This window comes from Gemmobacter lutimaris, assembly GCF_003570715.1.
Taxonomy (GTDB): Bacteria; Pseudomonadota; Alphaproteobacteria; order Rhodobacterales; family Rhodobacteraceae; genus Gemmobacter; species Gemmobacter lutimaris.
The window spans coordinates 302,354-327,600 of sequence record NZ_QXXQ01000001.1 but is presented as its reverse complement, the minus strand read 5'-3'; the positions used below and the strand labels follow the sequence as shown (position 1 = coordinate 327,600).

Sequence of the window (25,247 nt, the reverse complement as noted above, 5' to 3'; positions counted from 1 at the left end):
GCGACAATCTGTGCAAACCGCGTGGCCGGGCGCCGAGACGCCCCGCACGTTCGGACGAAAGTCGAAACGCACCCGCGAAAGGCGCGCGTGCTTACAGGAACCGGCCAAAGATCGCACGGAAGATGCGATGCGCCGGGGCGAAACAGGGAACAGGGAGTATTCTCATGGCTCAGGAGAAAGGCTCGGGCGAACTCGTTCGGGCACTTGACTGGAAAGGCGCCTTCTGGGTGGCGGCGGGTGTGCCGCCGCTGGTGCTGTTTTCCATCGGCGGGATCGCGGGCGTGGCCGGGAAGGCGGCTTTCGTGGTCTGGATGATCTCGATGGTGATGGGCTTTCTGCAAAGCTTTACCTATGCGGAAATGGCCGGCATGTTCGGCAACAAATCGGGTGGCGCCTCGGTCTATGGCGCGACGGCATGGCTGCGCTATTCCAAGCTGATCGCGCCCCTGTCGGTCTGGTGCAACTGGTTCGCATGGTCGCCGGTGCTGTCACTGGGCTGTGCGATCGCGGCAGGCTATATCCTGAACGCGCTGTTCCCGATCCCGCTGGCCGACAGCCCGGCCGTGCTGGACTGGATGGCCGCCAATGCGGGCAAGACGACCGAGGACGCCGTGGCGGCTCTGACCCCGGTCATCCGCAACTGGGAAGCCTTCAGCATCGGCATTCCGGGTCTGGGCAACCTGCACTTCAACTCGACCTTCGTGATCGGCGTGATCCTGATGCTGATCATCTTCGCGATCCAGCACAAGGGCATCGCCTCGACCGCGAAATCGCAGAAGGTGATGGCGCTGGTCGTGCTGATCCCGCTCTTGCTGGTGGGCCTTGTGCCGATCCTGACCGGCGCGATCGACAGCATGAATGTCACCAACATCGTGCCGCCGACCGCCGCCTATTCGGGCGAGGATGGCACTTGGGACATTGGCGGCTGGACGCTGTTCCTTGGCGCAATGTATATCGCCGCCTGGTCCACCTACGGTTTTGAAACCGCGGTCTGCTACACGGCCGAGTTCAAGGACCCGCGCACCGATACCTTCCGCGCGATCTTCTATTCGGGCCTGCTGTGCATCGTGTTCTTCTTCATGATCCCCTTCGCCTTCCAGGGCGTGCTGGGCACCAGTGGCATGCTGGCACCGGGGATCGTCGATGGCACGGGCATCGGCGAGGCGCTTGGCAGCATGGTCGGCGGTGGCCCGGTCATCACCCAGATCTTCGTGATCCTGATGATCCTCGCGCTGTTCCTGGCCATCATGACCGCCATGGCGGGGTCGTCGCGGACGCTCTATCAGGGCTCGCGTGATGGCTGGCTGCCGCGTTATCTGGGCCATGTGAACGAGCATGGCGCACCGACCAGCGCGATGTGGACCGACCTTGGCTTCAACGTCTTCCTGCTGGCGCTGGCCTCGGATGCGACGGGCTATTTCTACGTCCTTGCCATCTCGAACGTGGGCTATATCACCTTCAACTTCCTCAACCTGAACGCGGGCTGGATTCACCGGATCGACTCGGGCCACATGGAACGCCCGTGGAAAGCGCCGACCCTGCTCATCGGGGTGAACACCTGCCTTGCCTTCGTGAACGCGCTGTTCCTTGGCGCCGGCGCGAAGGTCTGGGGCTATTCCAACGCTCTGGTTTCGGGTGCGATCTTTGCGGCGCTGATCCTGCCGGTGTTCTGGTTCCGTCACTATGTTCAGGACGGCGGCAAGTTCCCGAAGGAAGCCTATGAGGATCTGGGTCTGGCCGAGGGCGATCTGGGCGAGCGCAAGGCGGGTATGCTGCCCTATATCGCGCTGATCGCCGGGGTTGCGGTTGTACTTTGGGCCAACTGGTTCTTCCAGTTGCCCGAATAACAGGCAGCCATATGCAGGGGAAGGCGGGGCTGATGCCCCGCCTTTTCCATTTCCGACGCATCCAAGGGCAGCCGACAAGAAAATTACCTATCAGGAAAGTTTTTTGCACAAGATTGTTGATTTTGATGCCGAGTCGGTTTCAACTGTGTCCAACCACAAAGAACAGGATCTGACAGGAGGACTGTATGACCAATTCCTGGCGTTTCTCGACGCTGGCCGACCGTCACCGCGCGCTTGGCTCCAACCTCGAAGACTGGAGCGGGATGGGAACCGCTTGGTCCTATGAAAAGGGCGACCCGGATGCCGAATACATGGCCATCCGCACCAAGGCCGGGCTGATGGATGTGTCGGGCCTGAAGAAGGTCCATATCACCGGCTCCGGTGCCAGCCATGTCATCGAACGCGCAACCACCCGCAATGTCGAAAAGATCATGCCCGGCCGGTCGGTCTATGCGACCATGCTGAACGACGGTGGCAAGTTCATCGACGACTGCGTGATCTACCGCACCGGCCCGAATGCCTTCATGGTGGTGCATGGCTCCGGTCAGGGGCATGAACAACTGACCATGGCCGCCACCGGCCGCGATGTCGCCATCCGCTTTGATGACAACCTGCACGACCTGTCGCTGCAAGGCCCGCTGGCGGTGGACTATCTGGAAAAGCATGTGCCGGGCATTCGCCAGCTTGGCTATTTCAGCCATCTGCAAACCTCGCTGTTCGGCAAGCCCGCGATGATCTCGCGCACCGGCTATACCGGCGAGCGGGGGTATGAGCTGTTCGTGCGCGGCCAGGATGCGCCGATGGTCTGGGACCGCATTCTGGAAGAGGGTGCGGACATGGGGATCATCCCCTGCCGCTTCACCACGCTGGATATGCTGCGGACCGAAAGCTACCTGCTGTTCTTCCCCTATGACAATTCCGAGATGTATCCGTTCGACGACCAGCCGGGCGGCGATACGCTGTGGGAACTGGGGCTGGACTTCACCGTCTCGCCGGGCAAGCAGGGCTTCCGGGGCGCGGAAGAGCATTACCGGCTGAAGGGCAAGGAACGCTTCAAGATCTGGGGCCTGAAGCTGGAGGGCAAGAATGTCCCCGGCAACGGTGCGCCGGTCTATCGTGGCAGCGAAAAGGTCGGCGTCGTGACGCAGGCGATGTATTCGCCGCTGAACGACTGGACGGTGGCCATCGCCCGCCTGCCGGTCGATTGCGCCAACGAGGGCACGAAGCTGACCGTCAACTGCGCCACCCATGGCGAGATCGGGGCGACGACCCATTCGATGCCCTTCTTCGATCCCGACAAGAAGCGCCGCACCGCCAAGGGCTGAACCCCGGCATCCCCCCGGCTCCTCCGGCGTCAGGCGCGATGGGCGCTGGCGGAGCCTTCGGCGGGGATAGTTGGGCCAAGATGAAAGCAGCAGGTGAAGACACCCATGAGCAAGACCGATTTTGGACCTTCGATCAAGTCACGCCCCGTTTATGGCGTGCTGTCGCCGCGTCCCGGCTCCAGCCATCTGATTGTTGCGGATGGCGAGGGCGGTGCGGCGGTGGAGGCGCTGTTCGCGCAGGCGCCCGAGATGAAAGCGAAAGCGCATCTGATCTATATTCCCGGCGCCAATGGCACCGACATGAGCACGGCAATGGCCGCCCTTGGTGCTGGCCAGTATAACCGCGCGCCCACCTATGCCTCGGTCCGGTCACGCATCGTCAAGGTGCTGGGCGATGGCCATATGGGCTTGCAGGTCTATGCGACCGGCACCGAAAGCCTGATGGGGCAGGTGCAGCGCGACGCGATGGAGGCCGGGCTGCCGCATGACGCGGTGCAGACCGAACATCGCGGCTCGCTGGCGCGGCGGGTGCAATGCGTGCATTGCAAGGGCATCACCGAGAATGTGACGACCGATCCCTTCGTCTGTTCGCATTGCGGGCTGAATCTGTTCGTGCGCGACCATTACTCGCGCCGTCTGGCCGCCTTTCAGGGCGTGAACATCGACGCGGAAGACCCCGGTGAGGTTCCGCCTGCCGAGGAGCGTTTCAAATGAGTGTGGGGGCAGCGAAAATTCCGGTCGTCGTGACCGAGGCGGTCGAGGTCAACAGCCTGATCAAGCGTTTCCGCTTCGTGCGCGAGGATGGCGGGCAGATGCCCGGTTTTTCCGGCGGCGCGCATACGGTAGTGGAAATGGACGATGCCGGAACCCGGCGTCTGAACCCCTATTCGCTGATGTCCGATCCGGGCGACCGTTCGGGCTATGAAATCTCGGTCCGGCGGGACGATACGGGGCGGGGTGGTTCGGCCTATATGCACCGCGAGGTGCGGCCGGGGATGAAGATGCTGATTTCCCCGCCGGTGAACCTGTTCGGGCTGGACCTGCGGGCGAAGAAACATCTGATGATCGCGGGCGGCATCGGTATCACGCCTTTCCTTGCGCAGATGGCGCAGCTTGATGCGATGGGCGCGCGGTTCGAACTGCATTACGCTGCCCGTGACCGTGAGCTGGGCGCCTATATGCCGGAGCTTTCGGCGCGCTATGGCGACCGGGTGCACCGCTATTACGATGCCGAGGGGCAGGCGATTGACCTGACCACATTGCTGGCCGGTCAACCGCTGGGCACGCATCTCTACGTCTGTGGCCCGAAGGGCATGATCGGCTGGGTTCTGAAAACCGCCGCCGATCTGGGCTGGCCTGCCGGGGCCGTGCATTCCGAGGAATTCCTCGCCCCGCCGGTGGGGCAGCCCTTCACCGTAGAACTGGCGGTCAGCGGCAAGACCATCACCGTCGGCGCCGCGCAGTCGCTGCTGGAAGCCATCGAGGCGGCCGGGGTCGATGCGCCCTATCTGTGCCGGGGCGGCGCCTGCGGCCAGTGCGAAACCCATGTCATCGCCTGCGAGGGCGAGATCGAGCACAACGACCATTGGCTGACCGATGACCAGAAGGCGGGCTGCCGCCATATCATGCCCTGCGTCTCGCGCTTCAAGGGCGCGAAGCTTGTGCTGGAACGCTAGGAGACCGCGATGAGCCTCGACGATTTCTTCCACGATGAGACCTTCTTCGGCGATTACACCTTCAAGAACTCGCCGCGCGCCATCAAGCGCTTTCCCTTTCCGTTCCCCGAAGACGACTACATGTATTCGGTGAACATGGAGCCGCATGTGCCGGGCCGTCCCGGCTCGGTCTTCGAACACACGTTCGACGTGGACGAGCATTACGTGGCCGAGATGCGCGACCGCGCCCGCGTGTTGCGCGATGATCCGCTGCGCTGCCAGTCGCTGCCGCATATGACGCTGGCGGGCTGGGATCTGCTGGAACTGATCATGGAAAGCTTCGCGCGGGATTATCCGCAGTGGTTTTCACTGACGAAGAGCGGCAATCAATGGCACTGGATCAACCGGCCGCTGAACATCGACCAGAAGTTCACCTTCCTCGACGAATCCACGCTGCCTTGCGGGCCGATGGAATACATTACCCGGCAGGCGCAGGGCGATTTCACGCTTCAGGACCAGCGCAACGACAATCTGTGGATCGAGGCGGGCATGGTGACGACCCAGGCCGACTGGAGCCTGGATTTCGACATCGGGATGAGCTTTCACGAATGGCACGCGCCGGTTCCGAAGGCGCATGAGATGGGTGTGTTCGACCGGGCGCTGAAATTCCTGCTGCAACTTCAGCATGGCGCGCCTGTGCGGCGCTTCAACTGGACCATGACTGTCGATCCACTGCTGGATACCAGCCCCGAGAACTATCCCAAATGGGGGCCGGGCAAGACGACGCTGACGAAGGAAAACATCGGCCAGCGTCAGCATCTGCGGGTGGAATTGCAGACGCTGTTCCGGCTGCCGCGCTCGAACGCGATTGCCTTCCCGATCCGCTGCTATCTGTGCAGCTTCGAGGATCTGGTGACGCAGCCGAAATGGGCGCGCCGCCTGCACCGGGTGGTGCGTGACCTGCCGGACGAGCTTGCGACCTACAAGGGCTTCATTCGCAATCGGCCGCTCATGGTAGACTACCTGTCGCAGTTCGACGACGGCGCACCGACCTCGCCGGGCTGGTGGCCCGACGAGTAAGTCAGGTTCAGGGCTGCGGGTAAGAGATGACCGACAGATAGCGGGCCGGCAGTTTCACCAGAACCTCCGGCCCGTGCGGGGCATCTGCATCGAAGAACAGGCTGTCACCGGGCTGCATGTGGAACAGCTGGTCCCCGTGGCGATACATCACCTCGCCCTCCAGCATGTAAAGCAGTTCGACGCCGTCATGCTGGAAGGTGGGGAAAGTGTCGGATTCCTCGGTCAGCGTGATCAGATAGGGTTCGACCAGAACACCCGAGGAGTTGGAGCCGATATGACCGAGGAGATTGTATTGATGCCCCGCACGGGTGCCACGCCGCTCGATCTCGATATGATCGCCGGCCTTCACATGCTGGACCTCGCGGCGTTCCTCGAACCGGCGGAAGAAGCTGGTGATCGGGGTGGAAAAGGCGTGGCTGAGGATTTGCAGCGTGGTCAGAGAGGGCGAGGTGATGCCATTCTCGATCTTCGACAGCATCCCGATGGACAGGCCGGTGACCTGAGCCAGATCGGCGACGGTCATGCCCTGTTGGCGGCGGAAGGCGCGGACCTCGCGGCCGATGGCGGCCTCGAGGTTGCGGTCGGCCACTTCGCGCAGGCGGTGCGGGTCCTGTTCGAAGGCGGGCTTCAGCCTTGCCAGCGCCGCGGCATTGCTGTCAGGCGGGGCGGGATCGCCAGGGATTTCCGTGGAACTGTCAGTCATCAGGCACCTTCTACGAATAACGGCTGGTTTCACTATAGTGAAAAAAACATGGGTTCAACGAAAATAATGAGGGCATGATGGCACAAGCTGCGGTTCCGGCCCGACTGGGCTTTCTGCTGATGGAAGGCTTTCCGATGGCCTGCCTGACCTCGGCCATCGAACCCCTGCGCGCGGCGAATGAAATCACCGGGCGGCGCGAGTTTCAGTGGCGGCTGGTGGGCGAGGATGGCACGCCGGTCCGGTCTTCGGCCGAGGTGCGGTTTGATCCCGACATGGCGCTGGCCGATGCCGAGGGGCTGGATTACCTGATGGTGCTGGCCAGCCCGACCTCGCGGTTTGAAAACCCGCGCCGGGCCTACGGGCAGTTGCGCTGGCTGGATCGCTCGGGGATCGTGCTGGGCGCGTTTTCCGGCGGGATCTTTCCGCTGGCCCGGTCGGGATTGATGGAGGGCTATCGCTGTTCGGTGCACTGGTGCTACGAGGCGGCCTTCAAGGCAGAATTCCCCGAGATCACGGCCAGCGGCAGCGCCATCCTGCGCGACCGGCGCCGCTATACCGTATCGGGCGCGGGGGCGGTGTTCGACCTGATGCTGCGGCTGATCGAGGAACGGCTGGGCCGCGATGCGATGACCGAGGTGGCCTGCTGGTTCCAGCATCCCTTCGTGCGGGACGAGGACGCAAGCCAGAAGGTGCCGGTGGCGAAGCTTGGCGGCACCGATGACATGCTGCCCGGCCCGATCCGCGAGGCGATCCGCATCTTCGCCGAACATATCGAGGATCCGATCCAGATTTCCGATGTGGCCTCGGCGGTGGATCTGTCGGAACGGCATCTGGAACGTTGCTTCAAGCAGGCGACGGGGCAGAGCCCCCTGAAATACTATCGCCTGATGCGGCTGAAGAAGGCGCGGCAGCGGGTGCTTTATTCGACGGATACGATCACCGAGATTGCGCAGAGCGTGGGCTATGCCAGCTCCACCCCCATGGCGCGGCATTATGCCGAGGCTTTCGGGGTGAACCCGCACGACGAGCGGCGGCGGCTGAACGGGCTGCGCGGTCTGGCCGGGGCCATGCCGCCCCGCGACTGAGTGTTGTGACATGGAGCGCGGCCCAGTGGGCCGCGCGTGCCTGTGTCTCGCCGACCGGGCTGCGCCCGGATCGGCTCGGCTGTGCCTCCGGCGGGGATATTTATGCCAAGATAAAGATCACTGTGGGGTGCGGTTGACCAGCGCCGTGGCCGCGCGGCGCAAGGCTGCACGGATGCGGTCCACGCCTGCGCCGCTATGGCCGCAATCGGCAAGGGCGCGGTCCATCAGTGCCAGCCAGTCTTCGGCATCGCCGGCGGTGATCGGTACATGGTCGTGCAAAAGCCGCAGGTTCATGTGGCCGTGCTTTTCCATGTAATGTTTCCGGCCTCCGAGGAAGCCGGACAGGAAGTTCACCTGTTCCTCGCGCACATGGGCAAGGCCATGGCCCTGAAAGTGCATAGACATGATGCGTGCGCCTTGCGGATCGGTTTCGATCAGATCGTAGAAGCGGTTGACGAGGCGCTTGAGCGCCTCCTCTCCGCCAAGATCAGCCAGGGGCGTGCGCATGGCCGTCAGCTTTGCGGGCGGGTTTTCTTGGGGTCGTAATGGCTCAGCGGCACGATCACCGCGGGCAGGCGCTTCTGCTGCCCGTCGAGCTTGCCGACCTCGACCTCGGTGCCGACCGCCGCATGGGCGACATCGACGCGGGCGAGGGCGATGTTCTTGCCCAGGAGTGGCGAGCGCATGGACGAGGTGACGACACCGATCTGCGCGCGGCCGATATGGATGCAGTCGCCATGGCCGACATCAACATTCGAGTCGATGTCGAGACCGACGAATTTATGGATCGGGTGCTCCTTGCGGCGGATGAGCGCCTCGCGGCCGATGAAATCATCCTGCTTGGATTTCAGCGGCACGGTGAAGCCGATCCCGGCCTCGAACGGGTCGGTCTGGTCGCTGAAATCATAGCCGGCGAAGATCAGCCCGGCTTCGATGCGCACCATATCCAGCGCGCCAAGCCCCATCGGGCGCAGGCCAAGGTCGGCGCCATGTTCCCAGACCGCATCCCAGACCGCGGCGCCGTCTTTCGGGTGGCAGAAGATTTCAAAGCCGAGCTCGCCGGTATAGCCGGTGCGCGAAACCACGACCGGGGCGCCATCGGGGCCGCCGATCCGGGCGACGGTGAAGCGGAACCAGCCAAGTTCCTGCACTGTCGGCTGATGCGGCGGGGTCCAGATGAAGCGGCCGAGGATTTCGCGGCTGTTCGGGCCCTGAACGGCGAGGTTGTGAAGCTGGTCGGTCGAGGACCGCACCATGACCTGAAGCCCCAGCTTTTCGGCCTGTTCGCGCAGCCAGACGCCGCCGTAATCATCGCCGCCGATCCAGCGGAACTGGTCACGGCCCAGACGGAACAGGGTGCCGTCGTCGATCATGCCGCCGTGTTCATAGCACATGGCGGAATAGACCACCTGACCGACGCTGAGTTTCTTCACGTCGCGCGTCAGCGTCCACTGCATCAGCGCCTCGGCATCGGGGCCGGTGACCTCGAACTTGCGCAAGGGCGACAGATCCAGCACCACCGCCTTTTCGCGGCAGGCCCAGTATTCTTCCAGAGTGCCGTTGGACGAGAATACCTGCGGCAGCCAGTAGCCCTTGTATTCGATCATATGCCGGGTTTTCGCCTCGGTGCGGGCGTGGAAGGCAGTTTCCTTGGTCATGCGCGGCTCCGCGTCGGGGGTCGGTCGATAGGCGATGGCGCGGCTGAACTTTTCCTTGCCGTCATAGGTGCGGACATGGATGTCGGTCAGGTTCCAGCCATTCGCGGGAGAGGTGTCATCCGGGCAGGCGGACGACACGCAGACGATATCGGTCAGCGCCCGGAACAGGACGTAATCGCCCGGACGGCTCCACGGTTCGTCCGAGATCAGCACGCCATGGGCGTCGATCGCGGTGTTGAAGAACAGGTTCACGGCCATCCAGCCGGGGCGCGCCGTCACGCCATAGGGCGAAAGCGCGCCGTTGAAATTGTCAGAGCAGTTCACATGGCCCGGATAGCCGATGTCGTCATAGTATTTCGAGGCGCAGGCCATGGCAAAGGCATCGTGGCGGCCGCAGGTGTCCTGCACCACCTCGATCAGCGGCAGCCAGTCCTGATCGTAGTATTTGGCGTGCAGGCCGGGCATCGAATAGGCGTGGCCCATCAGGGTGCGCGAGGTGGTCACGTCCAGCGCATGTTCCAGCCCCTTGTCGAGCTTGCGGGCTGAAAAGCACTGGAAATCCGTGCATTGGCGACCATCCACATCAAGAATCTGGATATAGTCGCCCGCTTTCACGAAATAGGCCTGCGCGGTGGCGGATTTCACCCGAAGGTCCAGCACCGGATCGGCCAGCGGGTCGGGCAGGTCAAATCCCGGTGCGCGTTTCAGGTTGCTGCGGCGCAGGGTGACGACAATGGGCGTCGCGGTATCCTGTTCGCCCGGAACCATCGCGGTGCCGGGGGCGGCAACGATCAGCACACCGTCGGCCTGTGCCGTAAAGCTTTCCTCGGTTCCTGCCGGGGTGTCGGTGCCGAAAAGCTGCACGGCACCGGCTTTCGTCAGGTCGATGCCACGGCGTTCGATCCCCAGCCGCAGCCCGCCCATGCCCGAGCCGCCGCCAGTCAGCAGCGCCTTCAGCCCGCGTGCATCAGAATTGGCGGTGGCGCCGATCAGGCCAGCGTCTATGCGGCCCCGGCTGTCGGCGGCCACCAGTTCGGCGACCTGACCGCCCTCGGGGTTCTGCACCGTGATCCGGTCGCCGGTGGCGACGGGGATGAGCCATGCGCCCATGCCCGGAATCTCGTGCCGTTCCTCGCCGCTTTGCGCCCGCACGTTCAGGGGTGTCAGGATGCGCGAGGGGCGCGGCGGGCCGGGGTGGACTTGCGGATAGGTGTCGAGCATGAGAGCCTCCTGTCTCGCGGGGGCGATTGCCGTTCTGGAAAATAAGTTTATCCTGAGGAAATCTTTTCGCAAGCCTGCATCTGCCGGTTCGCAGTTTTTTCCATCATAGCCGGAGGCGGGGATGGCGTCACTTCTGTTCGGACTGGTTGCCGCCTTGTGCTGGGGGCTGCATGATTTTCTGGTCCGCAAGGTCAGCCAGACCGCCCCGGCCACGACGCTTCTGGCGCTGGTCCTGTTGTTCGGCACGCTGTTTCTGGCGCCTTTCGCCATGATCGAGTCGCATCAGGCAGGGGGGCTGCGCGGTATGGGCTTCGCGCTGGGATCCGGCGCGGCTTTCGTCATGGCCTCTTTCGGGCTCTATCGCGCCTTTGCCATCGGGCCGGTCGGTCTGGTGGCGCCGATCTGCGGTGCCTATCCTTTGGGCAGTCTGGCGCTGGCCATGGCGGGCGGTCGCGCGGTTTCGGGGGCGGAATGGCTGGCTGTTGTGCTGGTGGTGGCGGGAATCGCACTGGTGGCAGGGCGGGGCGGCGGGCACGGCGCGGCTGCGGCGGGCGGTCGGCGCGCAGCGATTCTCTGGGCGCTGATGGGGGCTGCCGGATTCGCGCTGACCTTTCATCTGGGGCAGACCGCCGCGCGCGCGATGGGGGAACTGAGCGCGACGCTGATCGCCCGTGTCGCCGCGCTGGCGCTGGTGGCAGGGGCGCTGGTCGTGCAGCGGCAAAGCCTCGCGCCCGCGCTGCCCAGATGGCGTATCCTTGCCCTGATGGGCGCACTTGATGTCGCGGCGCTGGGGCTGGTGCTGGCCTCGGGCGGCCTGTCACATCCTGAATATGCGGCGGTATCCTCGTCCCTGTTCGGGGTGGTCACCATTCTGCTGGCCTGGCGCTTCCTCGGGGAAAGGCTCGGCCCGGTGCAAGGCGCAGGGGTGGCGGTGGTCTTTGCCGGAATTGCCCTTCTGGGGACAGCCTGAGCTGCTGTCCATTCCGAAAGGGCCGATGTCGGAAACGGATGAGGCATTCACCGCGCGCGGCGCGATAGTTGCTGCAGGCACCAAGGAGATCCCAATGTTTGGAACAGGGCGCTATTCGGGCTGGCGCGTGGTGAAAGAAGCCTTGACGGGTCACAAGGGTTGGGGGCCGGCATGGCGCGACCCGGAACCGCAAGCTTCATATGACTACATCATCATCGGCGGCGGCGGGCATGGCCTTGCCACGGCCTATTATCTGGCCAAGGAATTCCGGCAGGCGCGCATTGCCGTGCTGGAAAAGGGCTATCTCGGCGGTGGCAATGTCGGGCGGAACACCACGATCATCCGGTCGAACTATCTGCTGGACGGCAACGAACCCTTCTACGAATTCAGCCTGAAACTGTGGGAGGGGCTGGAGCAGGACTTCAACTTCAACGCCATGGTCAGCCAGCGCGGGATCATCAACCTGATCCACACCGACGCGCAGCGCGACGCCTTTACCCGGCGCGGCAATGCCATGATCCTGAACGGCGCAGATGCCGAACTGCTGGACCGCGAACAGGTTCGCGCCATGTATCCGTTCCTGAACTTCAACAATGCCCGCTTCCCGATCAAGGGCGCGCTGATGCAGCGCCGGGGCGGCACGGTGCGCCATGACGCGGTGGCCTGGGGCTATGCCCGCGGGGCAGATTCCCGCGGCGTCGACCTCATCCAGAACTGCGAGGTCACCGGCATCCGCACCGAACAGGGCCGCGTGACGGGCGTTGACACCACGCGCGGCTTCATCGGCGCGAAAAAGGTGGGCGTCGCGGTCGCCGGCAATTCCTCGCGCGTGATGGCGCATGTGGGGATGCGGCTGCCGATGGAAAGTCATGTGCTGCAAGCCTTCGTGTCCGAGGGGCTGAAGCCGCTCATCGACGGGGTGATGACCTATGGCGCCGGCCATTTCTATGTCAGCCAGTCCGACAAGGGCGGTCTGGTCTTTGGCGGCGACATCGACGGCTACAACACCTATGCGCAACGCGGCAACATGCCGGTGGTCGAGGATGTGGCCGAAGGCGGCATGAGCCTGATCCCCATGATCGGCCGGGCGCGTCTGCTGCGCAGCTGGGGCGGCATCATGGACATGTCGATGGACGGCTCGCCCATCATAGACAAGACCGACATCGAGGGGCTCTATTTCAACGGCGGCTGGTGCTATGGCGGCTTCAAGGCCACCCCGGCCTCGGGCTGGTGCTTCGCGCATCTTCTGGCAACCGACCGCCCGCATGAAACCGCCACGGCCTATCGGTTTGATCGCTTCCGCAAGGGGCTGATGATCGACGAAAAGGGCCAGGGCGCCCAGCCGAACCTGCACTGAGGACCGATCCATGATCATCAACCATCCGATCCTCGGGCCACGCGACTCGCAGGAATTCGTCTATCTGGGGGATGCGGCTCTGATCGACCGGCCCGACGGGCTGGCCGAAGGCGCGCTGGATACCTTCCACGACTATCTTTACCTGCGCGACAATCCGGCGGGGCTGCATCGTGAGCTCTGGTATCACGAACAGGGCGACCGTTCGTGGCTTGTGGTCACGCGCAACACGCTGACGCATGAGATTACGCAAGTGGAACTGGCCCGCGATGTGGCCCGCGCGCGGGGGCGCAGCAAATGACCCAATCGAACCGCATTCCCGGCGGTCAGATCGACCGCGCGCGCAGCCTGAGCTTCACCTTCGACGGCGTGACCTATCAGGGCCACCCCGGCGACACGCTGGCCTCGGCGCTGCTGGCCAATGGGCAGCGCCTGATGGGGCGCAGCTTCAAATATCACCGTCCGCGCGGGCCCATCTCGGCCGGGTCGGAAGAACCCAATGCACTGGTGGAACTGCGCGGCGGTGCCCGGCGTGAGCCAAACACCCGCGCCACGGTGGTGGAACTGTTCGATGGGCTGAGCGCTGAAAGCCAGAACCGCTGGCCCAGCCTGAAATTCGACGCCATGGCGGTGAACGACCGGCTGTCGAATTTCTTTGCTGCCGGGTTCTACTACAAGACCTTCATGTGGCCCAAGGCGTTCTGGGAAAAGCTTTACGAGCCGATCATCCGCCGTGCCGCCGGTCTGGGCAGCCTGTCGCGCGAAGAAGACCCCGATCAATATGACAAGGGCTTCCTGCATTGCGATCTGCTGATCATCGGCGCGGGGCCTGCCGGTCTGATGGCCGCGCTGACCGCAGGTCGTGCAGGGGCGCGGGTCATCCTCGCGGATGAGGATTTCCGTATGGGCGGCCGCCTGAATGCCGAAACGCATGAGGTTGGCGGGCTGGCAGGTGCCGACTGGGCCGCGCAGGCGGTGGCGGAACTGCGCAGCATGGCGAATGTGCGGCTGATGCCGCGCACCACGATCATCGGCGCGATGGACCACGGCATCTATGCGGCGGTGGAGCGCGTGTCTGATCACCTTCCCGTGCCGCTGCCGGGCAAGCCGCGCCAGATCCTGTGGCGGATCTATTCGCGTCGCGCCATCCTTGCGGGCGGCGCCACCGAACGCCCCATCGCGTTTGAAAACAACGACCGCCCCGGCATCCTGCTGGCCGGATCGCTGCGCGCTTATGCGAACCGCTGGGGTGTCGCCGTCGGGCGCCGGGTCGCCGTCTTCACCAACAATGATGACGGGCTGCGCACGGCCTCGGACCTCAAGGCCAAGGGGCTGGAGGTCCGTGTGATCGACGCCCGCAAGGGCGAAGAGGTGGTCGATACCGCCGGGCGTCTGGGGCTTTCCTCGGTCACCATCCGCAGCGGTGGCCGGACCGAAACCTTCGCCTGCGAGGCGCTCGCCGTTTCCGGCGGCTGGAACCCCAACGTCAACATCGCCTCGCATCATCGCGGTCGCCCGGTCTGGAATGACGCCATCGCGGCCTTCGTGCCGGGGCAGGGCGATATTCCGGGGCTGGAGGCGGCAGGTGCTGCCGCAGGTCGCTTCTCGACCCGCGCGGCGCTGGAAACCGGCGCAGCGGCGGCCGAAGGCGCGCTGGCCGATCTGGGCCGCAGCGCCCCCGCCCGTGATTTGCCGACGGCCGAGGACGGCCCCTATGCCATCACGCCGAAATGGTATGTCGGCGGCGGCAAGGGCCGGGCCTGGATCGACCAGCAGAACGATGTGACGCTGAAAGATGTGAAGCTCGCGCATCAGGAAAACTACACTTCGGTCGAGCATCTGAAGCGCTATACCACGCTGGGCATGGCGACCGATCAGGGCAAGACCGGCAATGTGCTGGGCCTTGCGGTGATGGCGAGCCTGACCGGCAAGTCGATCCCGCAGACCGGGACCACGGTCTACCGCCCGCCCTATACGCCGGTTGCCATGGGCACGCTGGCGGGCCGCTCGCGCGGGCAGGAGTTCAAGCCCAAGCGCCTGACCCCCAGCCACAAATGGGCCAGCGAACAGGGCGCGGTCTTTGTCGAGGTCGGCCAATGGCTGCGCGCGCAATGGCTGCCGCGCGCAGGCGAAACCCAATGGCGCGAAAGCGTGGACCGCGAGGTTCTGGCAACGCGCAAATCGGTCGGCATCTGCGACGTGACAACGCTCGGCAAGATCGACATTCAGGGCACCGATGCCGGGGCGTTCCTTGACAAGGTCTATGCCAATACCTTCAGCACGCTGGCTGTCGGCAAATGTCGCTACGGGCTGATGCTGCGGGAGGATGGCATCGTCTATGACGACGGCACCACGGCGCGGCTGGGGCAGAACGAATATGTGATGACCACCACCACCGCCAATGCGGTTCTGGTGTTCCGCAATCTCGAATATGCCCGGCAGTGCCTCTATCCCGATATGGACGTGCAGCTGATTTCCACCACCGAGGCCTGGGCGCAGTTCTCGGTCGCCGGGCCGAATGCGCGCAAGTTGCTGCAAAAGCTGGTGGATCAGGACATCTCGGATGCGGAACTGCCCTACATGGGCTGCCGCGAGATCACCGTCTGCGGCGGGCTGCGGGCACGGATCTTCCGCATCAGCTTCTCCGGCGAACTGGCCTATGAAATCGCGGTGCCGACCCGTTATGGCGATGCGCTGATCCGCGAGCTGGTGGAACAGGGCCGCGAATTCGACGCCGTGGTCTATGGCACCGAGGCGCTCGGCGTCATGCGGGTCGAAAAGGGCCACGTCGCAGGGAACGAGCTGAACGGCCAGTCCACCGCGCTGAACATGGGTCTGGGCAAGATGGTGTCGAAGAAGAAAGACAGCATCGGCATGGTGCTGAGCCAGCGCGAGGGCATGAATGACCCGAACGGCTACCGTCTGGTGGGTGTGAAGCCCGTCGATCCGGCGCAGAAGCTGACCGCTGGCAGCCATTTCCTTGAAAAAGGCGCCGCGCCGGTGATTGCCAATGATCTGGGCTGGCTCACCTCGGTGGTCTATTCGCCGCATCTGGGCTGTTCCATCGCACTTGGCTACCTGAAGAAGGGTGACGAGCGGCGCGGTCAGCGGCTGCGCGCGGCCAACCTGCTGGCGGGGGCCGAGGTCGAGGTCGAAATCGTGAGCCCGCATTTCTTTGACCCGGAAGGAGAGCGTCTCCGTGGCTGAGCATCGTCTGAAACCCCTCTGCCCGCTGGGGGGCACCAGCCCGGCGCGGGCCAGCATCGGCCCGGTCACGCTGACCGAGGTTGTCGATGTGGCGCTGGCCTCCGTCTCGGCCCGTCTTGGGCGCACGGCGGAAGTGGCGGCGTCTGCCGCAGCGGCCGGTATCCCGCTGCCCGGTCCCGGCCGGTTCGAGGCCCGCGCGCCTTTCGCGGCCTTCTGGCTGTCGCCCGAAAGCTGGATGGTCGAGGCACCCTTTGCCACGCATGAGGACAGTCGCGCGGCGCTGCTGCCGGTATTCGGCGATGCGGCCTCGATCACCGAACAGACCGACGCCTGGGTGCGGATCGACGTCACGGGTGAAGGGCTGCCCGCGCTGTTCGAGCGGCTGTGCAACGTCGATCTGGCCACCGCGCCGGAAGGTGCCGCGACCCGCACCATTCTGGAGCATATGGGCGTCTATGTGGTGAAGCGGGGCGCCGCGCAGGTCAGCGTGATCGGGGCGCGGTCTTCGGCCGCCGCCCTGTGGCACGCGCTGGAAACCGCCGCGCATTCGGTGTTCTGATCGCCGCCGCGGCCCCTCCGGGGGCCGCGTGCAAATCTTTTGAGGAAAAGATTTGCAAATTTCTTCAGGAAGAAATTTGCGCCTCGCCCTGGCGGCGCAGCAGGTAAATATCCATGATCCAGCCATGGGCGGCGCGGGCCGCGGCGCGGGCGGCAATGATGCGTGGGCCGGCGTCAATCAGCAGGCCATGGTCGGTAATCTGAAGGCGCATGCCGGCATAACCCGCCCACCAGATCTGTATGCCTTCCGGTGGCAGGCTCTGGAATGAACATTCGCCGTCCAGCATCACCACACAGGTATCGACGCCAGCCGGAAAGCCGGTTTCACGCAATTGGCGCCCGGTTGTGATGGTGACCGGGCCGTCGATCTCGTTCAGCGGGATGGCATGGGCGGCGGTCAGGGCCTGAATGGAGGTGATTCCGGGGATGACCTTGATGTCCGGACGTGGGGTCAGGCGCGTGGCGATGCGCAGGGTGCTGTCGTAAAGCGAGGGGTCACCCCAGACCAGCAGCGCGACGCGCGTCGCACCGGGGTGGGCGGCGATGCTGTCCACCCAGCGGGCAGCGATGGCATCATGCCAGTCTTCGACCCTTTGGCGGTAATCGGCAGTTGCGGCGTCTCGCGTCGGATAGTCGAATTCGGCAATGCGGGTTGCGGGGTTTTCCAACACCTCGGCGAGGATCTCGCGCCGCAGATCGGCCAGATCGGCCTTCGCGCTGCCCTTACGCGGCAAGAGGATCAGATCGGCGCGGTTCAGCGCGCGGATGGCTTGGCGCGTCAGGTGGTCGGGATTGCCGCTGCCAATCCCGACGAGGCTGAGGTGAAGGGTCATGGCTACTCGGTCGAAAGGGCCGCCGCCCGGACTGGGGCGGCGGCAGAGGGATCAGGCGGCGGCGTGCAGGCGCGGGGTCACGAGGCCGGAACCCGCAAGGCCCTTGATGGCCTTGGCGGCTGCCAGAACGGCCAGATCCACCAGCGGTTCCACCGCGACGACCAGCATGTAGGCCGCGCCGAAGGTCGAGACCTGCGCCATGGCCTCGGCGCTGAAGCCCATGCCGTAGAAAGCCCAGAAGGCAACCCATGCGACGATGCCCGCCTGATAGGCGGTGGACAGCGCCAGCGCCTGCCCGTAGCGCAGATCGACATAGGCGGTGCCGGGGGCGATGACGCGCCGCGCCAGTGCCTGAAGGCCGAACAGTGGCACCAGCAGGGTGGTGACGTTCATCCCGTATTGCGGCAGGTCGAAGGGGGCGAAGAACATCCCCTGGATCAGCAGGCCAAGCGCCAACCCGATGGCCGCCGGAGCGGCACCGAACAGCAGGAACAGGGTCGAGCCAAGGATGAGATGCACCTCGGACACGCCGACGGGCACATGGGGAAGCACCTCGAAGAAGGTGAAGGTGGCGGCGGTGGCCAGTACGCTGCGCGCCAGCAGCGAGACCGCGCCCTGTTCGCGGATCGCGGCAAAGGCAATTTTCAGCGTGTAAAGCCCGGCGGTGGCGGCGGTGGCGGCACCAAGCATCAGCTTGGCCCCGGAAACGAGGCCCGGTTCGATATGCATGATCTGTCTCCTCTGGCCGTCACACCCGACGGCCGTGGTTTCGGTTCATGCAAGGCCGGTCTCCTGGCTTGCGGGTCGTGGCGCGTCCCGGCCTTCCCGGTGCCTTTGGGGCACCAGTGGCGGATGGGGGCGCTCTCCGCTCACAGTCGCGGGGGCGGCCGGGGCTTCGGGCGCCTGACTGGGTTCGCCCTTCCCCGTTCCCGATTGAGTCCGGTGCTTGGCACCTGATGGACACCTTGCCGCCTCGTTCTGTGGCGAAAGGGCGCTTGCGTCAAGCGGGCTTTGCGACGGTCTGGCGCGCTTTGCGACGGTCGGGCGGGGCCGGGACGGTTGCGGGCCGCGCGGGCTTGGGGCAAAACGGGGGCATGGACCTGTTCGAAGACCCCCAGCCCCAGCAGGGCAACCAGCCCGAATATACCGTGTCAGAGCTTTCCGGCGCGGTGAAACGCATGATTGAAGGCGAATTCGGCCTTGTCCGCGTGCGGGGCGAGATCGGGCGTGTCTCGCGCCCGTCCTCGGGGCATATGTATTTCGACCTGAAGGATGACCGTTCGGTCATTGCCGCCGTCTCGTGGAAGGGGCAGGTGGCACGGATGCAGGTGCGCCCCGAAGAGGGGATGGAGGTCGTGGCCACCGGCCGGATGACCACCTTTCCGGGCCAGTCGAAATACCAGCTGATTGTCGAGGATGTGGCCCCCGCAGGGGCCGGTGCCCTGATGGCCATGCTGGAAAAGCGCCGCGCCGCCTTGCAGGCCGAGGGGCTGTTTGACCCCGCGCGCAAAAAGCCTGTCCCTTATCTGCCCGGCGTGATCGGGGTGGTCACCTCGCCCTCGGGTGCGGTGATCCGCGACATCCTGCACCGGCTGCGCGACCGCTTTCCCCGCCATGTGCTGATCTGGCCGGTGGCGGTCCAGGGCGAGAAATGCGCAGCCGAGGTGGCGGCGGCCATTCGTGGCTTCAACGCCATCGAACCCGATGGCCCGGTGCCGCGCCCTGATCTGCTGATCGTGGCGCGGGGTGGCGGCTCGCTGGAGGATCTGTGGGGCTTCAATGAAGAAATCGTGGTGCGGGCGGCGGCGGCCAGCCGCATTCCGCTGATTTCCGCTGTGGGGCATGAAACCGATACGACGCTGATCGACTTTGCGTCGGACCGCCGGGCGCCAACGCCCACTGCCGCCGCCGAGATAGCGGTGCCGGTGCGGCTTGACCTGCTGGCGGCAGTGGATGGCTTCGGCGCCCGGCTCAGCCGGGCGATGGCGCAGGGGGCCGAGCGGCGGCGGGTGCGGCTGTCCGATCTGGGCCGGGCGCTGCCGCGGCTCGACATGCTGCTGGGCGGGCCGGGGCAGCGATTCGATGCGGCAGTGCAGCGGCTGGGCGGGGCGCTGGGGCTGATGGTCACCCGCAAGCGCGGCGCCTATGAGGCGCGTGCCGGGCGCCTGCGCCCCGAGGCGCTGCGTGCGCTTATTGCGGGCCGGGCCGAACGGGCACAGGTTTTGACCGCCCGCGCCGGTGCCGCGATGGAACGGCGGCAGGAACGCGGCCATGCGGGGCTGGACAAATGGGCCTCGCGCCTTGCGCCCGCTCTCGCGCGTCTGCTGTCCGGTGCGGCAAGCGAGGTTGCCCGCGACCGCGACCGCCTTGGTGTGCTTGCATCCCGGCTTGAAACCGCGCCTGCGCAGCGGCTGGCGCGTGCTACGGAACGGCTGGAGGTGCTGGAGCGGATGCGGCGCACGCTGGGCTATCATGCAACACTGGCGCGCGGCTATGCCGTAGTGCGGGCCGAAGGCGCAGTGGTCACCAGTGCCGAACAGGCCCGCACCATCCCGGTGCTGGAAATCGAATTCCGCGACGGAAAAGTGCTGACCGGAGGGGCCACCGCAGCCGATTCCGCAGTCCGCCCCGGTCGAAAGGCCCGCCCGCGCGAGGAAGGTCCGGATCAGGGCAGCCTGTTCTGACCTGTCCTGAAAGGTCAGGCATCTTCGCACCAATCACCAGATTTTCCGGCGGACCCGCGGTTGGCAGAGCTTTTTCCGCCCTGTGCCGATGGTGATAAGTTGCATTTGGGACATGATATTCGTGCCCCGGATATGCGTCTTTTTCGCCGCGATACGCGGCGCATCGCTGTTGTGCGGTGATCCCGGCATTCCGCAGTCCGGGCTGCCCCTTGCGAACCCTTTCCTGATGTCTGGTCTGGCTGTTTGGATGACACACACGAAACAGCCTGTGGCAGAGCGGCGCAAATGCCAGATTAGCTGTGCGGGTGATTTTCTTGACCTTGGTTGAAAGATGATTCAATAATTGCTTGTTTCGTAATCTATTATACGAGTATCGCCCATTTTTTGACAATTTCGGCCAATAACCAACAAGCTGCACTCATCCGCCGCCGTGCGCACTTCCGTGCAGATAAAGCCGAGCAGCCCACTTGAAGGGAGTAATTTCTCATGCCGTCCTTGATTGGTGAAAGCGTCACGCTTGTCGTGAATTTCTCGAATTTTGCTGACACGTTAAACAATGTTGATCTGGTCACCCAGACCTTCACTGTGGGCGCTGGTGTCGAACTGACCAATGTGCCGGTTTCTTATACGTTCACCAGCGGTGGCTATCCCCAGACGCTGACAGGTTCGATCTCGGTCGATGTGACGGCTTCGGGTTACACAGTCAGCTTCTCGGGCACCCAGCAAGGTGGCCAGTTGAGCTTCATTCTGTCCAGCGTCGCGGATGAATCGGCCGGGGCGGTTACTGCCGCGACCGAAACCGCCTCTTCCGGCATCATGGCGGGCGTGAACCAGACCCTTGCCCCGAGCTTCAGCACGGCCAATGGCGGTTCGGTCACAGCCGGGTTCTTCCCCTATGGCTATCAGCCGGGGGTCAGTCTCAGCCAGACCGTCGCTTTTACTCTGGCCGATCCGACCGTTCCCCCGGCCGTCACCACCAATACCGGCGCCACGGTGCTGGAAGGCGGGCTGCTGACCATCGCCAATACCCAGTTGCAGACCACGGATTCCGATACCGTGACCACCAGCCTGACCTATCGGGTCACCTCGGTCGCCACCAACGGCATCCTGTTCCGCGATCTGGACGGTGACAATGTGGTGGATGCGGGCGAGACGCGCGGGCTGAACAATACCTTCACCCAGGCCGACATTGATGCCGGGCGGATCAAGTATCTGCACAACGGCGGCGAAACCACCTCGGCCAGCTTCGGCTTCAGCGTGACGGATGGCCATGACACCGTGACCGGCAATACGTTCAGCCTGTCCATAACCCCGGTGAATGACGCGCCCACCGGCAGCGGCCTGCCGACGGATGTGACGGTGACTGAGGATCTGGCGGGCAATCTGGATCTGTCGGGTGTCACGCTGGCGGATGTGGACAGCACGAATCTGACGCTGACGCTGACCGCTTCGGCCGGAACCATGGCGGCCAGCGATGGCGGCGGGGTCACGGTCGCCGGTTCGGGCACCGGCACGCTGACACTCAGCGGCACGGCGGCTGACCTGCAAACCTACCTCGATACCGTCTCGAATGTGCAATACACCGGCGCCGCCAATGCCAGCGGCAATGATGCCGCGACGGTTTCGGTCTCGGTCGGCGACGGCACGGATACGACCCCGCTGGGCAGCGTGAACATCGACATCACCGCCGTGAATGACGCACCCACCGGCAGCGGCCTGCCGACGGATGTGATGGTGACCGAGGATCTGGCGGGCAATCTGGACCTGTCGGGCGTCACGCTGGCGGATGTGGACAGCACGAATCTGACGCTGACGCTGACCGCTTCGGCCGGAACCATGGCGGCCAGCGATGGCGGCGGGGTCACGGTCGCCGGTTCGGGCACCGGCACGCTGACACTCAGCGGCACGGCGGCTGACCTGCAAACCTATCTCGATACCGTCTCGAATGTGCAATACACCGGCGCGGCTAATGCCAGCGGCAGCAATGCCGCAAGCGTGTCGGTCTCGGTCGGCGACGGCACGGATACGACCCCGCTGGGCAGCGTGAGCATTGACATCACCGCCGTGAACGACGCGCCCACCGGCAGCGGCCTGCCGACGGATGTGATGGTGACCGAGGATGTGGCGGGCAATCTGGATCTGTCGGGCGTCACGCTGGCGGATGTGGACAGCACGAATCTGACGCTGACGCTGACAGCTTCGGCCGGAACCATGGCGGCCAGCGATGGCGGCGGGGTCACGGTCGCCGGTTCGGGCACCGGCACGCTGACACTCAGCGGCACGGTGGCTGACCTGCAAACCTACCTCGATACCGTCTCGAACGTGCAATACACCGGCGCGGCCAATGCCAGCGGCAATGATGCCGCGACGGTTTCGGTTTCGGTCGGCGATGGCACCGACACAACCCCGCTGGGCAGCGTGAATATCGACATCACCGCGGTGAATGACGCGCCCGAAGTTACTGCCCCCGCCAGTATCGCGGTGACGGAAGATGTTTCGACCGCGCTGACCGGGATCAGCTTTGCCGATGTGGATGCGGGCGGCTCCTCGGTCACTGCCACGCTTTCGGTGCCATTGGGCAGCCTGACGGCCAGCTCGGGCAGTGGCGTCACTGTCGGCGGCACCGCCAGCGCGCTGACGCTGACCGGCACCATCGCCGATATCAATGCCTTCATCGCGGCCAGTGGTGTCAGCTTCACCACCGCCGCCAATGCGACGGATGCGGTGACCCTGACCGCCAGCATTGACGACGGTGGTAACAGCGGCACAGGTGGTGCCCAGACCGACAGCACCACTGTCACGCTGGACGTGACCGCGGTGAACGATGCCCCCACCGGCAGCGGCCTGCCGTCAGATTTGACGGTGACGGAAGATACGGCGGGCAATCTCGATCTGTCGGGCCTGACAGTGGCGGATCTGGACAGCGCGGGCAACCTGACGCTGACCCTGACAGCCTCGGCCGGGACCATGACGGCCAGCGACGGCGGTGGTGTCACCGTTTCCGGCTCGGGCAGCGGCACGCTGACCCTGACCGGCCTTGCCGCCGATCTGAACAGCTATCTCACCGATGCGGCAAGTATCCAGTATACCGGCGCGCTGAATGCCAATGGCGACAATGCGGCAAGCGTTGCGGTTTCGGTCGGCGATGGCACCGACACGACCCCGCTGGGCAATGTGAACATTGACATCACCGCGGTGAACGATGCCCCCACCGGCAGCGGCCTGCCGACGGATGTGACGGTGACCGAGGATGTGGCCAGCAATCTGGACCTGTCGGCACTAAGCGTCGCGGATGTGGACAGCGCGGGCAACCTGACGCTGACGCTGACCGCTTCGGAAGGCACGATGACGGCCAGCAATGGCACGACCACTACCATTATCATGGTCCCCGGCCCCGGCTATTTCGATCCTGTCTTGATGATCTGGATGCCCGGCCCGCCGATGCCGATGCCGTCCATCACCACCACGGTCACCGTCTCCGGTTCGGGCACCGGCACGCTGACGCTCACCGGCACGGCGGCCGATCTGAACGCCTATCTCGCCGATGCGACCAAGATCCAGTATACCGGCGCGCTGAATGCGAATGGCAACGATGCGGCAACCCTGTCGGTTTCGGTCGGCGATGGCACCGATACCACGCCGCTGGGCACGGTGAATATCGACATCACCGCTGTGCCCGATACGCCGCTGGCGCAGGACGATGCCTTTACCCTTGTGGATACGGGCACGCTGGTCGCGACCGATCTCTTTGCCGACAATGGCAACGGGGTTGATGTGGATGTGGATACCGCGCCGGCGATCACGGCGGTGAACGGTGTGGCCGGGGATGTGGGCACACAGATCACGCTGGCCAGCGGCGCGCTGCTGACCGTGCGGGCGGATGGCACCTTCGATTACGACACGAATGGTGCGTTTGAGCATCTGCCGCTGGGCAGCCAGACCGGCGACAGCTTCACTTACGAGCTGAACGGCGGCCCGACCGCGACCGTGACGCTGACGATCAATGGTGTCGATAACCGCGACCTGCTGACCGGCACCGGCGGCGATGACAACCTTCAGGGCGGCCTCATGGCCGATACGCTGGTGGGCGGCGCGGGCAATGACACGATGGACGGCGGCGCGGCCAATGACCTCGTGGATTATTCGGCGGCGACGCAGCGGGTGGTGGTCGATCTGAGCCTCTCGGGCGTGGCACAGCGGATCTCGGCCAGCGAGGGGATTGATACGCTGACCGACATCGAGAATGTCCGGGGCGGTGCAGGCGGCGACCGTCTTGTCGGCAATGCCACGCATAACGTGCTGACTGGCAATGCCGGCGATGACAACCTGTTCGGTCTGAGTGGCATCGACACGCTTTACGGCGGGGACGGCAATGACGGCCTTTATGGCGGAGACGGCAACGACCAGATCTTCGGCATGAATGACAATGACCGGCTGTTCGGCGGTGAGGGCAATGACACGATGGACGGCGGTGCGGGCATCGATTTCGTCGATTACGGCTCGGCCACCGGCACGGGTGTCAATGTCAACCTGTCGATCACCGGGATGCAGTTCGTCTCGGCGACTGAAGGGGCCGACACACTGGTGAATATCGAGAACGTGAACGGCTCGGCCCTCGGCGACACGCTGACCGGCAATAGCGCGGATAACGTGCTGTATGGCAATGCTGGCAATGACCTGCTTTCGGGCGGGGATGGCATTGACCGGCTGGTTGGCGGGCTGGGGCAGGATACGCTGACCGGTGGCGCCGGGGAGGATGTGTTCTTCTTCACCCGCGTCGCCGACAGCAACCTGACTTCGGGCCGTGATACGATCACCGATTTCGTCAGCGGCACCGACAAGATCAACCTCGAACAGATCGACGCCATCAGCGGCCTCGCCGGGAACCAGGAGTTCACCTTCCTTGGCACGGGCGCCTTCACGGGCGAGGCGGGGCAACTGCGGGTCGCCGTCTTCGGTGCCAACAGCTTCCTGCTGGGCGACATCGACGGTAACGGGGCCGCCGATCTGAACATCGGTCTGCTGGGTGTTACCTCTATCCTCGCGAGCGATATCATTCTCTGATTT

General features: G+C 64.6%; 18 protein-coding genes and 1 riboswitch. Of the genes, 13 read left to right on the top strand and 5 right to left on the bottom strand.

Annotation, left to right across the window (positions count from 1 at the left end):
- The first annotated feature begins 164 nt into the window (after positions 1-164).
- The 5 genes from D2N39_RS01470 to D2N39_RS01450 all read left to right on the top strand — a co-directional run bounded on the left by D2N39_RS01470 (position 165) and on the right by D2N39_RS01450 (position 5,907).
- Entirely contained in the window at positions 165-1,847 is a 1,683-nt protein-coding gene (locus D2N39_RS01470; protein ID WP_119133021.1) for an APC family permease, read from the top strand.
- A gap of 185 nt (positions 1,848-2,032) precedes the next feature.
- A complete protein-coding gene (locus D2N39_RS01465; protein ID WP_119133020.1) occupies positions 2,033-3,172 on the top strand; it encodes an aminomethyltransferase family protein in 1,140 nt (379 codons plus the stop codon).
- A 105-nt stretch (positions 3,173-3,277) separates the two neighbouring features.
- A complete protein-coding gene (locus D2N39_RS01460) occupies positions 3,278-3,886 on the top strand; it encodes a dimethylamine monooxygenase subunit DmmA family protein (protein WP_054301012.1) in 609 nt (202 codons plus the stop codon).
- Positions 3,883-4,848, top strand: a complete 966-nt coding sequence (locus D2N39_RS01455) for a PDR/VanB family oxidoreductase (protein WP_119133019.1) — start codon at positions 3,883-3,885, stop codon at positions 4,846-4,848. The genes D2N39_RS01460 and D2N39_RS01455 overlap by 4 nt, the downstream gene beginning before the upstream one ends.
- A 9-nt stretch (positions 4,849-4,857) precedes the next feature.
- Positions 4,858-5,907: a heme-dependent oxidative N-demethylase family protein gene (locus D2N39_RS01450; protein ID WP_119133018.1), complete on the top strand. Its 1,050-nt coding sequence runs from the start codon at positions 4,858-4,860 to the stop codon at positions 5,905-5,907.
- A gap of 7 nt (positions 5,908-5,914) precedes the next feature.
- On the opposite strand, the gene D2N39_RS01445 is transcribed toward D2N39_RS01450, so the two are convergent.
- Complete coding sequence (locus D2N39_RS01445; RefSeq protein ID WP_119133017.1) at positions 5,915-6,610, bottom strand: helix-turn-helix domain-containing protein; 696 nt, start codon at positions 6,608-6,610, stop codon at positions 5,915-5,917.
- A 77-nt stretch (positions 6,611-6,687) separates the two neighbouring features.
- Here D2N39_RS01445 and D2N39_RS01440 point away from each other — a divergent pair, with 77 nt between their 5' ends.
- Positions 6,688-7,695: a GlxA family transcriptional regulator gene (locus tag D2N39_RS01440; RefSeq protein WP_119133324.1), complete on the top strand. Its 1,008-nt coding sequence runs from the start codon at positions 6,688-6,690 to the stop codon at positions 7,693-7,695.
- A 117-nt stretch (positions 7,696-7,812) separates the two neighbouring features.
- Here the strand turns inward: D2N39_RS01440 and D2N39_RS01435 are convergent, their stop codons facing one another.
- Complete coding sequence (locus D2N39_RS01435; RefSeq protein WP_119133016.1) at positions 7,813-8,202, bottom strand: globin domain-containing protein; 390 nt, start codon at positions 8,200-8,202, stop codon at positions 7,813-7,815.
- A 5-nt stretch (positions 8,203-8,207) separates the two neighbouring features.
- Positions 8,208-10,574, bottom strand: a complete 2,367-nt coding sequence (locus D2N39_RS01430) for a DUF1989 domain-containing protein (RefSeq protein WP_119133015.1) — start codon at positions 10,572-10,574, stop codon at positions 8,208-8,210.
- Between the two features lie 121 nt (positions 10,575-10,695).
- Between D2N39_RS01430 and D2N39_RS01425 the strand changes: the two genes are divergently transcribed.
- From D2N39_RS01425 to D2N39_RS01405, 5 genes are all read left to right on the top strand, one after another.
- Entirely contained in the window at positions 10,696-11,544 is an 849-nt protein-coding gene (locus D2N39_RS01425; RefSeq protein ID WP_119133014.1) for a DMT family transporter, read from the top strand.
- A 94-nt stretch (positions 11,545-11,638) separates the two neighbouring features.
- Positions 11,639-12,901: a sarcosine oxidase subunit beta family protein gene (locus tag D2N39_RS01420; RefSeq protein WP_119133323.1), complete on the top strand. Its 1,263-nt coding sequence runs from the start codon at positions 11,639-11,641 to the stop codon at positions 12,899-12,901.
- Between the two features lie 10 nt (positions 12,902-12,911).
- Positions 12,912-13,199, top strand: coding sequence for a sarcosine oxidase subunit delta (locus D2N39_RS01415; protein WP_054301019.1), 288 nt, complete (start codon positions 12,912-12,914; stop codon positions 13,197-13,199).
- Positions 13,196-16,105: a sarcosine oxidase subunit alpha family protein gene (locus D2N39_RS01410; RefSeq protein ID WP_119133013.1), complete on the top strand. Its 2,910-nt coding sequence runs from the start codon at positions 13,196-13,198 to the stop codon at positions 16,103-16,105. The genes D2N39_RS01415 and D2N39_RS01410 overlap by 4 nt, the downstream gene beginning before the upstream one ends.
- Positions 16,098-16,664 carry a sarcosine oxidase subunit gamma gene (locus D2N39_RS01405; RefSeq protein ID WP_119133012.1) on the top strand — a complete coding sequence of 189 codons (567 nt, stop codon included), beginning with the start codon at positions 16,098-16,100 and terminating at the stop codon, positions 16,662-16,664. The genes D2N39_RS01410 and D2N39_RS01405 overlap by 8 nt, the downstream gene beginning before the upstream one ends.
- A 64-nt stretch (positions 16,665-16,728) precedes the next feature.
- Here D2N39_RS01405 and cobF read toward each other — a convergent pair whose 3' ends face one another.
- Positions 16,729-17,496: a precorrin-6A synthase (deacetylating) gene (gene cobF, locus D2N39_RS01400; protein ID WP_119133011.1), complete on the bottom strand. Its 768-nt coding sequence runs from the start codon at positions 17,494-17,496 to the stop codon at positions 16,729-16,731.
- 51 nt (positions 17,497-17,547) lie between these two features.
- Complete coding sequence (locus D2N39_RS01395; RefSeq protein ID WP_119133010.1) at positions 17,548-18,225, bottom strand: energy-coupling factor ABC transporter permease; 678 nt, start codon at positions 18,223-18,225, stop codon at positions 17,548-17,550.
- 36 nt (positions 18,226-18,261) lie between these two features.
- Positions 18,262-18,479, bottom strand: a riboswitch (cobalamin riboswitch).
- 111 nt (positions 18,480-18,590) lie between these two features.
- On the opposite strand from D2N39_RS01395, the gene xseA reads away from it, so the two are divergent.
- Complete coding sequence (gene xseA / locus D2N39_RS01390) at positions 18,591-20,180, top strand: exodeoxyribonuclease VII large subunit (RefSeq protein ID WP_119133009.1); 1,590 nt, start codon at positions 18,591-18,593, stop codon at positions 20,178-20,180.
- A gap of 486 nt (positions 20,181-20,666) precedes the next feature.
- The gene (locus D2N39_RS01385) at positions 20,667-25,244 is read left to right on the top strand and encodes a beta strand repeat-containing protein (RefSeq protein WP_119133008.1); all 4,578 of its coding nucleotides are present in this window, start codon (positions 20,667-20,669) and stop codon (positions 25,242-25,244) included.
- Positions 25,245-25,247: the final 3 nt, after the last annotated feature.